The organism is Fulvimarina manganoxydans, assembly GCF_900176465.1.
Taxonomy (GTDB): domain Bacteria; phylum Pseudomonadota; class Alphaproteobacteria; order Rhizobiales; family Rhizobiaceae; genus Fulvimarina; species Fulvimarina manganoxydans.
This window is the reverse complement of record NZ_FWXR01000006.1, coordinates 41,521-53,201: the sequence shown is the minus strand read 5'-3', so window position 1 is coordinate 53,201 and position 11,681 is coordinate 41,521. Positions and strand designations below refer to the sequence as shown.

The 11,681-nt window shown below is 63.9% G+C and carries 13 protein-coding genes; 5 read left to right on the top strand and 8 right to left on the bottom strand.

All coding sequences use genetic code 11. The features are described 5' to 3' along the window. The first annotated feature begins 4 nt into the window (after nt 1-4). The 4 genes from B9A15_RS09005 to B9A15_RS08990 all read left to right on the top strand — a co-directional run bounded on the left by B9A15_RS09005 (nt 5) and on the right by B9A15_RS08990 (nt 3,934). Nucleotides 5-355, top strand: coding sequence for a cupin domain-containing protein (locus tag B9A15_RS09005; RefSeq protein ID WP_084409723.1), 351 nt, complete (start codon nt 5-7; stop codon nt 353-355). A gap of 108 nt (nt 356-463) precedes the next feature. Further along, a complete protein-coding gene (atzF, locus tag B9A15_RS09000) occupies nt 464-2,281 on the top strand; it encodes an allophanate hydrolase (RefSeq protein WP_244556867.1) in 1,818 nt (605 codons plus the stop codon). A 30-nt stretch (nt 2,282-2,311) separates the two neighbouring features. After that, entirely contained in the window at nt 2,312-2,956 is a 645-nt protein-coding gene (locus B9A15_RS08995; RefSeq protein WP_244556866.1) for a GntR family transcriptional regulator, read from the top strand. Nucleotides 2,957-3,160: 204 nt separating this feature from the next. Next, nucleotides 3,161-3,934 carry an enoyl-CoA hydratase gene (locus B9A15_RS08990; protein ID WP_084409721.1) on the top strand — a complete coding sequence of 258 codons (774 nt, stop codon included), beginning with the start codon at nt 3,161-3,163 and terminating at the stop codon, nt 3,932-3,934. Between the two features lie 66 nt (nt 3,935-4,000). Here B9A15_RS08990 and B9A15_RS08985 read toward each other — a convergent pair whose 3' ends face one another. The 7 genes from B9A15_RS08985 to B9A15_RS08955 form a co-directional block, all read right to left on the bottom strand. Next, nucleotides 4,001-4,189, bottom strand: coding sequence for a hypothetical protein (locus B9A15_RS08985; RefSeq protein WP_084409720.1), 189 nt, complete (start codon nt 4,187-4,189; stop codon nt 4,001-4,003). Then, nucleotides 4,186-5,934, bottom strand: a complete 1,749-nt coding sequence (gene cysN / locus B9A15_RS08980; protein WP_084409719.1) for a sulfate adenylyltransferase subunit CysN — start codon at nt 5,932-5,934, stop codon at nt 4,186-4,188. The genes B9A15_RS08985 and cysN overlap by 4 nt, the downstream gene beginning before the upstream one ends. After that, complete coding sequence (cysD, locus tag B9A15_RS08975; protein WP_084409718.1) at nt 5,934-6,836, bottom strand: sulfate adenylyltransferase subunit CysD; 903 nt, start codon at nt 6,834-6,836, stop codon at nt 5,934-5,936. The genes cysN and cysD overlap by 1 nt, the downstream gene beginning before the upstream one ends. Nucleotides 6,837-7,047: 211 nt before the next feature. Continuing rightward, entirely contained in the window at nt 7,048-7,797 is a 750-nt protein-coding gene (locus B9A15_RS08970) for a phosphoadenylyl-sulfate reductase (RefSeq protein WP_084409717.1), read from the bottom strand. Nucleotides 7,798-7,805: 8 nt separating this feature from the next. Continuing rightward, nucleotides 7,806-8,309 (bottom strand): DUF934 domain-containing protein, encoded by a 504-nt coding sequence (locus B9A15_RS08965; RefSeq protein ID WP_084409716.1) that lies wholly within the window; start codon nt 8,307-8,309, stop codon nt 7,806-7,808. Continuing rightward, nucleotides 8,309-9,997 (bottom strand): nitrite/sulfite reductase, encoded by a 1,689-nt coding sequence (locus tag B9A15_RS08960; protein WP_084409715.1) that lies wholly within the window; start codon nt 9,995-9,997, stop codon nt 8,309-8,311. The genes B9A15_RS08965 and B9A15_RS08960 overlap by 1 nt, the downstream gene beginning before the upstream one ends. A 54-nt stretch (nt 9,998-10,051) precedes the next feature. Continuing rightward, nucleotides 10,052-10,402 carry a DUF2849 domain-containing protein gene (locus B9A15_RS08955; protein ID WP_084409714.1) on the bottom strand — a complete coding sequence of 117 codons (351 nt, stop codon included), beginning with the start codon at nt 10,400-10,402 and terminating at the stop codon, nt 10,052-10,054. A gap of 248 nt (nt 10,403-10,650) precedes the next feature. Between B9A15_RS08955 and B9A15_RS08950 the strand changes: the two genes are divergently transcribed. Beyond that, nucleotides 10,651-11,178, top strand: a complete 528-nt coding sequence (locus B9A15_RS08950; RefSeq protein WP_210190491.1) for a GNAT family N-acetyltransferase — start codon at nt 10,651-10,653, stop codon at nt 11,176-11,178. Nucleotides 11,179-11,254: 76 nt separating this feature from the next. On the opposite strand, the gene B9A15_RS08945 is transcribed toward B9A15_RS08950, so the two are convergent. Then, nucleotides 11,255-11,647, bottom strand: a complete 393-nt coding sequence (locus B9A15_RS08945) for a MarR family winged helix-turn-helix transcriptional regulator (RefSeq protein ID WP_244556872.1) — start codon at nt 11,645-11,647, stop codon at nt 11,255-11,257. Nucleotides 11,648-11,681 lie beyond the last annotated feature (34 nt).

Below are 11,681 nucleotides of genomic sequence, written 5' to 3'. Positions count from 1 at the left end.
GCCAATGCCCGCCCTGTTCCCTGGCCTCCTCACGCTCGACCTTTCGAGCATCACCTTCGAGCCCTTCCGGGAGGGCGTCGAGATCGCCCATCTCCATCGCTCCGATGGCGGCGACGGGCCGGCCCTCGCGCTTCTGCGCTATGAGCCCGGCGCGCGCGTGCCGCTGCACGAACATACTGGCCTGGAGACGATCTGCGTCCTGTCCGGCTCCCAGTCGGACGACGCCGGCACCTACAAGGCCGGCGACGTGGTGATCAACGCGGCCGGCTCACGCCATCGCGTCTGGTCCGAGACCGGCTGCGTCGTGTTGATTTCCTGGGCCGCGCCGGTTCGGATCATCGAGGACGAAGGCTGATCCTCTGCGCCATTCGGGCCTTTTCGCGCGACCGAAGGCCGGAGCGCCCGCCCCCGTCAGGCCGCAATCCTCTAACAACCAAGAATGACCAATGCCCCTGGAGAGGGAATGATGACCGACCTGCCGACCATCCTCGATTTCGCGAGCCTCAAAGCCCTTTATCATGCAGGCACCAAGCCGGCCGAGGTCATGAACACGATCGCCGATCGCATGGAGGGCTGCGATCCAGCGGCCTTCATCCACAAGGTGAGCCGCGCCGAACTGATCGCCGAGGCCGAGGCCCTGATCACTCGAGCGCCCGATCCGTCCAGCCTGCCACTCTGGGGCCTGCCCTTCGCGGTGAAAGACAATATCGACGTCGCCGGCATGCCGACGACGGCCGCCTGTCCGGATTTCGCTTATCTTGCCGAGACCGATGCCACAGTGGTCGCGCGGCTCAGAGCCGCCGGGGCCATCGTTATCGGCAAGACCAATCTCGACCAGTTCGCCACCGGCCTCAACGGCACCCGCTCGCCCTATGGCGCGCCGCGCTGCGTCTTCGACGCGGCTTACGTCTCGGGCGGTTCGAGCTCGGGATCGGCGGTCGCCGTCGCTGCGGGGCTTGCCGCCTTCGCGCTCGGAACGGACACGGCCGGTTCAGGGCGCGTGCCGGCAGCCTTCAACAATATCGTCGGCATCAAACCGTCGCCCGGCCGTGTCTCGACCAGCGGCGTCGTCCCCGCCTGCCGGACGATCGACGTCGTTACGGTCTTTGCCGCAAGCGTCGCCGACGGGATCGCGGCACGCCAGGTCGCGGAAGGGTTCGACCCGGCCGACGCCTATGCGCGGCGCTTTGCCGAAACGCCCCTGCCCTCGAGCCTCACCATCGGCGTGCCGAGCGCGGAGGAGCGCGAATTCTACGGCAACGAGGCCTATCGAGCGCTCTATGAAACCGCGATCGAACGGGCGGCGAGCCTTGGCGCGCGGATCGTCGAATTCGACTATCGACCATTCCGCGAAGCCGCCTCGCTTCTTTACGAGGGGCCCTGGGTCGCCGAACGCCTTGCCGCGATCGAGAGCTTCCACGCCGAAACACCCGACAGTATCGATCCGGCCGTTCGAACGATCATCGAGGGCGCACAGGGGATGAGCGCCGTCGACGCCTTTCGCGGCGCCTATCGCCTGGAGGCGCTGCGCCGCGAGGCAGAAGCCGAATGGGCCAAGGTCGACGCCTTGATGCTCCCGACATCGCCGGACATCCAGAGCGTCGAGGCGATGCGCGCCGATCCGCTGGCACTCAACGCCCGCTTCGGTCGCTTCACCAATTTCGCCAATTTCTTCGGCTGCGCGGCGATCGCGGTGCCGGCGGGCTTCATGGAGGCCGGATTGCCCTTCGGCGTCCAGTTGGTCGCCCCTTGCGACACAGACGAAGCGCTCGCCGCCTTCGCCTCGGCGATGCATGAAAAAGTGGGCACCGGCTCCGGCCTCGATCGAGCCTTCGCGCCACCCTCGCTTCCCGCCCCTTCGCCAGCGGACGGCGTCGAGCCCAGCCGGATCGAGATCGCCGTGGTCGGCGCCCATCTCTCCGGCATGGCTCTCAATCACGAACTGACGACGCGCGGTGCGACTTTTGTCGAAGAGGCGCGGACTGCGCCCCATTACCGGCTCTTCGCGCTTGCGACGACACCACCCAAGCCCGGCCTTCTCGCCGACCCGGCCGCCTCCGGCGAAGGGATCGCGCTCGAAATCTGGTCGATGTCGCCGACCGCCTTCGCCTCCTTCGTGGCGGCCATTCCGGCGCCTCTCGGGATCGGCAAGATCACGCTCTCCGACGGACGGTCGATCAGTGGCTTCATCTGCGAATATGAAGCGACGCGAAATGCGGAAGACATTACGCATTTCGGGGGATGGCGCGCCTATCGACACTCCCGCACTGTCGCGGCTTGACGCCAACGGGCGAGCGCCACATGAGAAGATGTGAAGAAGCGCACATCGACCAATATGATCCATGAGGTCCTGGCCGACAGGATCGTTCATGGGATCCTGAAACCGGGCGACCCGCTGGACGAGACTTCGCTCGCCAGCGAGTTCGGCGTTTCGCGAACACCGGTTCGCGAGGCGCTGCGCCAACTCGAGACCAATGGCCTTGCATTGTCGCGCCCCCATCGCGGCACGATCGTCACGACCCTGACCGATCGGCAACTCGACGAGACCTTCGTCGTTATGGCCGAACTCGAAGCGCTCTGTGCACGCCTTTGCGCCAGCCATCTACAAGGGTCAGCTCTGAGCGAGCTGATGGCGCTGCATCATGAGGGAGAGGACGCGGCGAAGACCAACGATGTGGAGGCCTATCGGGCCCATAACGAGCGTTTTCACACCGCGATCTATGCCGGCTCCGGCAACTCCTTCCTTGAGGCGACCACGCTGGCCGTGCGCCGTCGCCTTGCCCCCTTCCGTAACCTGCAATTCGAAGCCTTCCAGCGGCCGGAAGCCTCGCATCGCGAACATGCCAAGATCGTCGATGCGATCATCGAGGGTGATGGCGAGCGCGCCGCGAGCGCCATGCGCGATCATCTGAGGATCGTTCGCAAAGCCGTCGATGCGGTCAATTTAGGCGGGTAACGCGCCCGACGCTTTCGTCTCGCCTTGATCGCCGACAGATCCTCGACCCTATATTGCTGGGCTGAAGGCATATTCCGAGCAGGGTGGACGCTTTGCAATCGCGGACCGAATGGGCCACTCATTCTTCACGGAATCGGCGCGGCCCACGCACCGCGAGCCCAAAGCGGTTCGGGGCGCCCTCATATGGAACGGAGACGAGACTGCATGGCGTATGAAACGATCAAGGCGGAGCCCCGCGGGCGCGTCGGATTGATCACCCTCAACCGGCCGAAGGCGATGAATGCGCTCAGCCAGCTGATGATGCGCGAGATTTGTCAGGCGGCCGCGGATTTCGACGGCGACGCCAAGATTGGCGCCATCGTCCTCACCGGTTCGGAGAAGGCCTTCGCCGCCGGCGCCGACGTCAAGGAGATGGAAAAGCTCGGCTATTCGGAAGCTTATCTCGCCGATCTCTGGCGCGGCTGGGATCGGCTGACGGAGGTCCGCAAACCGTTGATCGCGGCCGTATCGGGCTATGCGCTCGGCGGTGGCTGCGAGGTCGCAGCCATGTGCGACATCGTGATCGCGGCGGAAAACGCCAAATTCGGGCAGCCCGAAATTACCCTCGGCATCCTGCCGGGCATGGGCGGCACTCAGCGCCTTGCCCGTTCGATCGGCAAGGCCAAGACCATGGATCTCGTCCTGACCGGCCGATTGATGGATGCGGCGGAAGCGGAAAGCTGCGGCTTGGTCTCACGCGTAGTCCCCACGGCGGACCTTCTCGAGGACGCCTTGAAGATTGGCGAGAAGATCGCCGACTTCTCGCTGCCGGCGGTGATGTCGGCCAAGGAGTCGGTGCTCCAGGCCTTCGAGACGCCGCTCGATGCCGGCCTGAAATATGAGCGCCGCCTCTTCCACGCGACCTTTGCGACGGACGACCAGAGCGAGGGCATGGCTGCCTTCGTCCAGAAGCGCAGCCCGCAATTCAAGAATCGCTGATCGCTCGGTCGTTGCGGAGGCGCCGACCTTTCCGGCGCCTCCTCGTCCTTCGAAAGCTGCGACCCGCTATCCGATCAGGCCGAAGGTGAAGGCCAGAAAGGCGGTCGCGGCGAAGGCGACATAGAGAGCGTTGATCCGCTTCTCGTGTTGAATGCGCTTTTCCAGCTGTCGATGGGCGTCGCCCTGACGATCGGCGCCCTGACAGGGCGCTGCATGACACTCGGCGAAACGACGTCTCGAAAAGAGATCGATCATATGCCCTCCCCGTCCCGAAGCAGGGACGACTTCGTCTCCTTGGCCGATCTGCCGTCTCTGCCACCGGTCCGGTCGATGAGCGCATAGAGAAGCGGGCGCCCGGCAAAGTCGATCGCGGCGAGAAGCAGAGCACCCCAGACCGGCATGGTGAAGAGCACGGCAAGCACGAAGAGGACGGCGGCGGTGACGCCGCGCAGCTTCAGGAGGCGGCTCGTCGCCGCCTTATCGCCGCTCGCCTCGCCATACCATAGGGCTTTCAGGCCATCGACGCCCTTGTCCGCATTGGCGCTGTCGGGGCCGCTCGGCGTCGAAGCGCTAGCGGCTTGCGGAATGGCGGTGACGATGCCGAGCGCGACCGTCTCATTGGTTAGCTGATCGATGAGGATGAAGGCGCCGAGTTCGCGATTCTCCTCATAGGTCGTGGCGACCGGCGGCCGATCGAAGGCGACCGTCACCTTGCCGATTTCATTCATCAGAAGCGCATTGGCGCTTTTGAGCTCATAGGAATGAATATCGAACGAGCCGTCGAGGCTGCGCACCGTCGCCGGCGTCTGATGCGAACCGATCTTGGCGACGAAGCGCCCGCCCTGGACGAGGGCGCGATCGACCATCCAGAGGATCGTCGCATCGAGCGTCTTGACCGGCCGCACCATATCGGAGGCCGCCACCAGCACGTCGCCGCGCGAGACGTCCACCTCTTCGGTGAGCGTCAAGGTGATCGCGTCGCCCGTGCGGGCCTCACTCGTCTCGCCATCTGGGCTCCACACCGCCTTGACGCTCGTGCGCTGGCCGGAGGGCAGCGAGATTACCGCATCGCCCGCCTTAACGCGCCCGCTCGCCACCGTTCCGCAAAAGCCGCGAAAGTCGAGATTGGGCCGGTTCACCCATTGGACAGGCAGACGGAACGGGCCGCCATCGGCCTCGAAGGTCTTCGGCTCGACGCGCTCCAGATGCTGAAGCAGGGTCTCGCCATCATACCAGGGCGTGTTCGGCGAACGCTTGACGATGTTGTCGCCATTCTTGGCCGAAAGCGGGATGTAAGCGACGTCCGTGAAGCCCAGCGAAGGCAGGATCGCCTCATAGTCGCGCTTGATCGCCTCGAACCGCTCCTCGGCGAAATCGACAAGATCCATCTTGTTGATGGCGATGACCACCGACTTGATGCCGACCAGCGAAGTGATGAAGGAGTGGCGCCGCGTCTGGGGCAGAATGCCCTTGCGCGCATCGACCAGGATCACCGCGAGTTCGGCCTGGGAAGCACCCGTCGCCATATTGCGCGTATATTGCTCGTGGCCCGGCGTATCGGCGATGATGAAAGCGCGATTGCCGGTCGAGAAATAGCGATAGGCGACATCGATGGTGATGCCCTGTTCGCGCTCGGCCGAAAGCCCGTCGACGAGAAGGGCGAAGTCGAGATCGCCGCCCGTCGTGCCGAACTTCTTGGAGTCTTTTTCGAGCGCCTCCATCTGGTCGTCGAAGACCGCGTTGGTCTCATAGAGAAGACGGCCGATCAGGGTCGACTTGCCGTCGTCCACCGACCCACAGGTGATGAAGCGCAGGAGCGAGGCCGCCGGCGCGACCACCGGCTCGATCCCCGCTTGCGGATCGACGATGCTCGGGCGCAGCGCCGCATCGTCCGGGGCGGGACCGGCAAAGGTTTCGTCTTCCAGAGCGGCGGCGGGTGCGGCAGTCGCCTCGTCCGCTTCGTCGGGAAGGCGGTTCGAACGCAGAGCGTTGGTCGTCATCAGAAATAGCCTTCCTGCTTCTTCTCTTCCATCGAGGCGCCGGAATCGCGATCGATCACGCGGCCCTGGCGCTCGGAGACGCGCGAGCCGCGCATCTCGGCGATCACCTCTTCGAGGGTGGCAGCCTCGGACTCGACGGCACCGGTCAGCGGGTAGCAGCCGAGCGTGCGGAAGCGGACCATCATGGTCTCGATCGTCTCGCCGGGCTGAAGCTTCATGCGATCGTCGTCGCGCATGATCAGCGCGCCGTCGCGCTTCACGATCGGCCGAGGCGCGGCGAAATAGAGCGGCACCACGGGGATGTTCTCGATCGCGATATAGTCCCAGACATCCTGCTCGGTCCAATTGGACAGCGGGAAGACGCGGAAGCTCTCGCCATTCTTCTTGCGGGTGTTGAACAGCCGCCAAGGCTCCGGGCGCTGGTTCTTGGCGTCCCAGCGATGCTCGGCCGAGCGCAGGGAAAAGACGCGCTCCTTGGCGCGGCTCTTTTCCTCGTCGCGCCTCGCGCCACCGAAGGCCGCGTCGAACTTGTATTTGTTCAAAGCCTGCTTGAGCGCCTCGGTCTTCATCACATCCGTATGGACGCGGGAGCCGGAATCGAAGGGATTGATGCCGGCTTCGACACCTTGCTGATTGGTGTGGACGATCAGATCGATGCCCAGCTCCTTGGCACGCCGATCGCGGAATTCGATCATCTCCCGGAACTTCCAAGTGGTATCCACATGGAGCAGCGGGAATGGCGGCTTGCCGGGGGCGAACGCCTTCATGGCGAGATGCAGCATCACCGCCGAATCCTTGCCGATCGAATAGAGCATCACCGGGTTCTCGGCACTCGCCGCCACCTCGCGGATGATGAAGATCGACTCGGCTTCGAGCCTTTGCAGATGCGTCATATGCTTCATGGCACTGAGCCTTTGGCTGTTTGGACCGCCAGCATCTCGTCGCTTGCGGTCTGTCGGTGGCCGCGTCGGCGGCGGCTCGTCATATCGTATCGATAGCGCCCGCATGAGGCGCTGATATTTATCTAAAGTTGCGAATACCGACGCCCGTCGTTAACCCGGCCCGAGCCCGAGAATGAAACCCCGCAATCGGACCTGAGCCGCCTCGGCGCCGTTAGGCTTGAACGGGGGATCGAACGCCTTCGCTCGCGCCCGGCACATGCAGGCCACATTCGCGCTTGGTGTCGTCTTCCCACCACCAACGCCCTGCCCGCTCCGGCTCGCCGGGTTCCAGCGCGCGCGTACAGGGCGCGCAGCCGATCGACAGGAAGCCCTGGTCGTGCAGGACATTGACCGGCACGCCGTTCTCCTTTGTGAAGGCGGCGACGTCCTCTCGGGACCAGTCGAAGATTGGATTGGCCTTGATCAGACCGCGCACGGAATCGTAACCGGCGAAATCCATGTCGTGGCGATTGGCGGACTGATCGGCCCGAAGGCCGGTGACCCAGCCATTGGCGCCGGCAAGCGCCCGGCCGAGCGGCTCGATCTTGCGCACGCCGCAGCAGTTCAGGCGGAACTCCTTGGCGTGGTAGAAGCCGTCGATCCCCTGCTCCTCGATAAGATTTTCGAGCGCCTCGGCCTGCGGATATTTGGCGTGGATCCGCTTGCCGTAAGTCTCCTCGGTGCGCCGCCAGACCTCGTAGCTCTCGGGAAAGAGCCGGCCCGTATCGAGCGTGACGACCTCGATCTTGATGGCGTTCGAGAAGATCAGATGGGTAATCATCTGGTCCTCGATGCCCAGGCTGGTCGTGAAGACCAGCCGCCCGGAGACGGCTTCGCGCAGCCGCTTCAGACGATCGAGCGGAGACAGCGCGGGGAACTCGGCATTCAACGTTCCCGCAAGGGTCTTCAGATCCGTGGTCATGGCTCTTCCTATCTGCGCGCCGCCAGGCGCTGCTGCAGGATCGACCGGTCCTCGCCATAGCCGGTCTGGTAGTGGACGCTCATGGAGTCCTTGGCCTCCAACCATTGCTGGACCGGCTGGCGGTTGGCCATGGTTTCCGGCAGATCGACCTCGTCGAAACCGCAAGCGAGCGCATCGGCGAACTGATCGGCGATCAACGGACCGCGGGCACGCAAGGTGCCCTCGTAACCGTCGCGGCGCAGGCGCTTGGCGAGCGAGAAACCGCGCCCGTCGGCAAAGGCCGGAAAGGCGACCGCGATCGTCTCGGCCTGACCAAAGAAGGGCGCGATCTCGTCAACCGGCGTGTCGTTGGCGACGAGAAGCGCAAAGCGCGCCTCGGGCCGCTTCTCCGAATAGGCCGGAGCAAGAGCGAGCGGCAGGAGCGGCACGCCATCCATCGCAAGCGCCTCTTCGATCGTCTCGGCGGCACCATAAGCGTCCGGCTTTTCGCCGGTGGGGGTGATGACGGTCATTACTCGGCGGCCTCCGTCTGTGTCTGGCGCGAGGCGATGTAATCTGCAAAGCGCGTCTTGAACGGCTCGGGGCCCGTGCGCCGCACCGTCTCGATGAAGCTCTCGGCGCCGCTCTTCTCGGAAAGATAGGTCTCGACGACCGCCTCGATCGCGCCCGGCACGTCTTCGGCGTCGATGCCGGGCCCCAGACGCTCGCCGAGGCTCGCATGTTCGGTGGCATCGCCGCCGATGGTGATCTGGTAGTTCTCGCGGCCGCCCTTTTCGAGGCCGAGAATGCCGATCGCGCCCACATGGTGATGGCCGCAGGCATTGATGCAGCCGGAGATCTTGATCGGCAGCTCGCCGATCGCCTTCTGCCGCGCCTCGTCGGCGAAGGTCTTGGCGATCTCTTGGGCGATCGGGATCGATTTGGCGGTGGCGAGCGCACAGTAGTCGAGACCCGGACAGGCAATGATATCCGTCACGAGGCCGGCATTGGCCGTTGCCAGACCCGCTTCCTTCAGCGCCGCATGGACGGCCGGCACGTCGTCCTGCTTCACATGGGGCAAAACGAGATTTTGGCTGTGGGTGACGCGGATTTCGCCCAGCGAGTAGCGATCGGCGATGTCAGCGAAGGCTTCCATCTGCGCATCCGACATGTCGCCCGGCACGCCGCCCACTGGCTTCAAGGAGATCGTCAGAGCGATATAGCCCGGCTGCTTGTGGGCAAAGCCGTTCTGCTCGACGAAGCGATCGAGGGCCGCATCCTCGGCCCGCGCCTTGGCGAGGGTCTCGGAGGTCGCGGGCAGGCTTTCATAGGCGGGCGGCGCGAAATAGGCCGCGATACGCTCGATCTCTTCGGCCGGCGCATTGATGGTCGGCCCGTCGAGCTTGGCATATTCGGCCTCGACGCGATCACGGAACTCCGCCTCGCCCGTCTCGTGGACAAGGATCTTCACCCGCGCCTTGAACTTGTTGTCCCGGCGCCCTTCCGAATTATAGACGCGCATGACCGCTTCCAGATAGGCGAGCAGCTCGTCCTTCGGCAGGAAGTCGCGGATGACCTTGCCGATCATCGGCGTGCGGCCGAGACCGCCGCCGACGATGACCTCATAGCCAACCCGGCCTTGCGTATCGCGTTTGATCTTCAGCCCTATGTCGTGAACCTTGATCGCCGCACGGTCGTGCTCGGCTCCCGTCACCGCGATCTTGAACTTTCGCGGCAGCCAGACGAATTCGGGATGCTGGCTCGACCATTGGCGGATTAGCTCGGCGGTGAGGCGCGGGTCCTCCACCTCGTCGGCGGCGACCCCGGCAAATTGGTCGGAGGTGACGTTGCGGATGCAATTGCCCGAGGTCTGAATGGCATGCATCTCGACATCGGCCAGAAGGTCGAGAATGTCGGGGATATCCTTCAGCTTCGGCCAGTTGAACTGCAGGTTCTGGCGCGTCGTGAAGTGGCCATAGCCCTTGTCGTAAGTGCGGGCGATGTGCGCGAGCTGGCGCAGTTGGCGGGTGTTCATCGTGCCATAGGGCACGGCGATGCGCAGCATATAGGCGTGAAGCTGGAGATAAAGCCCATTCTTGAGACGCAGCGGCTTGAACTCGTCTTCCGAGAGCGAGCCGTCGAGGCGGCGGGCGACCTGGGCGCGGAACTGGGCGACCCGCTCGCGCACGAAGCGCTCGTCGAATTCGTCATAGCGATACATGGTGTCGATCCTTGCGGTTCGGCTCTCGATAAGGGCTCGGAGGCGCTTTGCGGCTCAGGCGATGGGGCCGAAATCGGCCTGCTTGCCCATGTCGGGATGAATGGACGGACCCTTCTGGCGCATCACGTCGCGGAAATGCTTAGCGACCGGGTGGCCGGTCTCGGACAGCTCCACCGGCACCAGATAGGGATCGATGACGAGATTGGCGGCGGCCGCCGCCTTGCCCTCGGCCTCCATGGCGTCGGCGGTCTCCTGATCATGGGCGATCCGCGCCTCGCGAGAGTCGCGCGTCCAGCCCCCCTTGATCAGAAAGACCGTGTCGCCGTCCAGAAGGTGGCTCGCCATGAGGATGGCGGGCAGCTTGTCGCCTCTCACCTTCGATCCGGCGCGGGTATCCTTCGCCATCGTCGCGTCTCCCATCGTCACATTCTAGCGGGCTCAACGCTCCGCAACGCCGCCAATATCGAAGGCGCATCGATCATGCCATCTAGATAGGCCAATCGATCTCGCGCTTCGCCGTCTGCGATTGCCGTGAAAGAGGCGAGGCGGAAAAGAATTTTCGCCAAGGCCGGCGCCCGGCGATAGAATCGTTCCGAACTGGCCGAAGACAAGACGGCCGGGACGAAAAGACGTCGAAGGGGACGGGAGGCGACATGACAAAGACGAAGGGCGAGGCACTGGGAGAGGAAGGCGAGAGAAAAGCGCTATGGCGCGCGATGAAGCCCCGCGACCTTCCCGCCGTCCTGGCGATTGCCGACAAGGTTCATCCCGGCCTGCCGGAAGACGAGGCCGTCTTCGCGAGCCGCTTGTCGACTTTTCCCTCAGGATGCCTCGTGCTCGAACGCAACGGTATCGTCAACGGCTATGCCATGGCCCATCCGATTCGCCTCAGCGAGCCGCCCGAACTCAACGTCCCGATCGAAGCGATCCCGGCCGATCGCGACGCGTTCTATATTCACGACGTCGCGCTTCTGCCGGCCGTTCGCGGGCAAGGCCTCATCACCCATGCGATCGAGCGGCTGCTTGCGACCGGCAAGGGCCTTGAAGTTGCATGCCTCATATCAGTCTATGGGACGGTGGACTTTTGGTCCCGCTTCGGCTTCGAACGCGATTTCCGTATGCCGGCCGCCAAATTGACGAGCTATGGCGCCGACGCGGTCTTCATGACCAGGCCACTCTGAGAAAACCGAGCGTCGGATCGAGCCCCAGCGCTCACTCAGCGGCCCAGTCCGAAGTACGGCGCACCATGCCTGATCCTCAGAAACGATCCCTCTCCGTTTCCCGGTCGAACTGATCCTGCTTCAGGTTATCGACAAAGGAAACCAAGACCGCCTTGAACCGCTGGATGTCGTCTTCTGCGGCACTCTTGAGAGCCATTTCCATGACGTCCATGGACTTCTTATAGAGATCGTCGCGGAGCGCGATCGCACGATTAGTTAGATAGAGCCGCCGAGCACGGCGATCCGTCTCGCTCATCCGCCGCTCCAACAGATCGAGCTCGACGAGGCGGTCGACCTGCCGGCTGACGACCATGGCGTCGAGATTCATCGCCTTTCCCAGATCCCGTTGGCTGCATCCCTCATAAATATAGAGGCGCCCGATAATTCGTATCTGAAGGAAAGACAGTTTCTCCTCGCCGAACCGCCGCATGAAGGATGATTCAAGCAATTGATTTGCTTCGAAG

Excerpts from the sequence above, each read along its gene's own strand:
- B9A15_RS08985 (WP_084409720.1), bottom strand. The coding sequence starts at position 4,189 with ATGATCGATCTCTTTTCGAGACGTCGTTTCGCCGAGTGTCATGCAGCG.
- atzF (WP_244556867.1), top strand. The coding sequence starts at position 464 with ATGATGACCGACCTGCCGACCATCCTCGATTTCGCGAGCCTCAAAGCC.
- B9A15_RS09005 (WP_084409723.1), top strand. The coding sequence starts at position 5 with ATGCCCGCCCTGTTCCCTGGCCTCCTCACGCTCGACCTTTCGAGCATC.
- cysD (WP_084409718.1), bottom strand. The coding sequence starts at position 6,836 with ATGAAGCATATGACGCATCTGCAAAGGCTCGAAGCCGAGTCGATCTTC.
- B9A15_RS08990 (WP_084409721.1), top strand. The coding sequence starts at position 3,161 with ATGGCGTATGAAACGATCAAGGCGGAGCCCCGCGGGCGCGTCGGATTG.
- B9A15_RS08945 (WP_244556872.1), bottom strand. The coding sequence starts at position 11,647 with ATGCGGCGGTTCGGCGAGGAGAAACTGTCTTTCCTTCAGATACGAATT.
- B9A15_RS08960 (WP_084409715.1), bottom strand. The coding sequence starts at position 9,997 with ATGTATCGCTATGACGAATTCGACGAGCGCTTCGTGCGCGAGCGGGTC.
- B9A15_RS08950 (WP_210190491.1), top strand. The coding sequence starts at position 10,651 with ATGACAAAGACGAAGGGCGAGGCACTGGGAGAGGAAGGCGAGAGAAAA.
- B9A15_RS08970 (WP_084409717.1), bottom strand. The coding sequence starts at position 7,797 with ATGACCACGGATCTGAAGACCCTTGCGGGAACGTTGAATGCCGAGTTC.
- B9A15_RS08965 (WP_084409716.1), bottom strand. The coding sequence starts at position 8,309 with ATGACCGTCATCACCCCCACCGGCGAAAAGCCGGACGCTTATGGTGCC.
- B9A15_RS08955 (WP_084409714.1), bottom strand. The coding sequence starts at position 10,402 with ATGGCGAAGGATACCCGCGCCGGATCGAAGGTGAGAGGCGACAAGCTG.
- cysN (WP_084409719.1), bottom strand. The coding sequence starts at position 5,934 with ATGACGACCAACGCTCTGCGTTCGAACCGCCTTCCCGACGAAGCGGAC.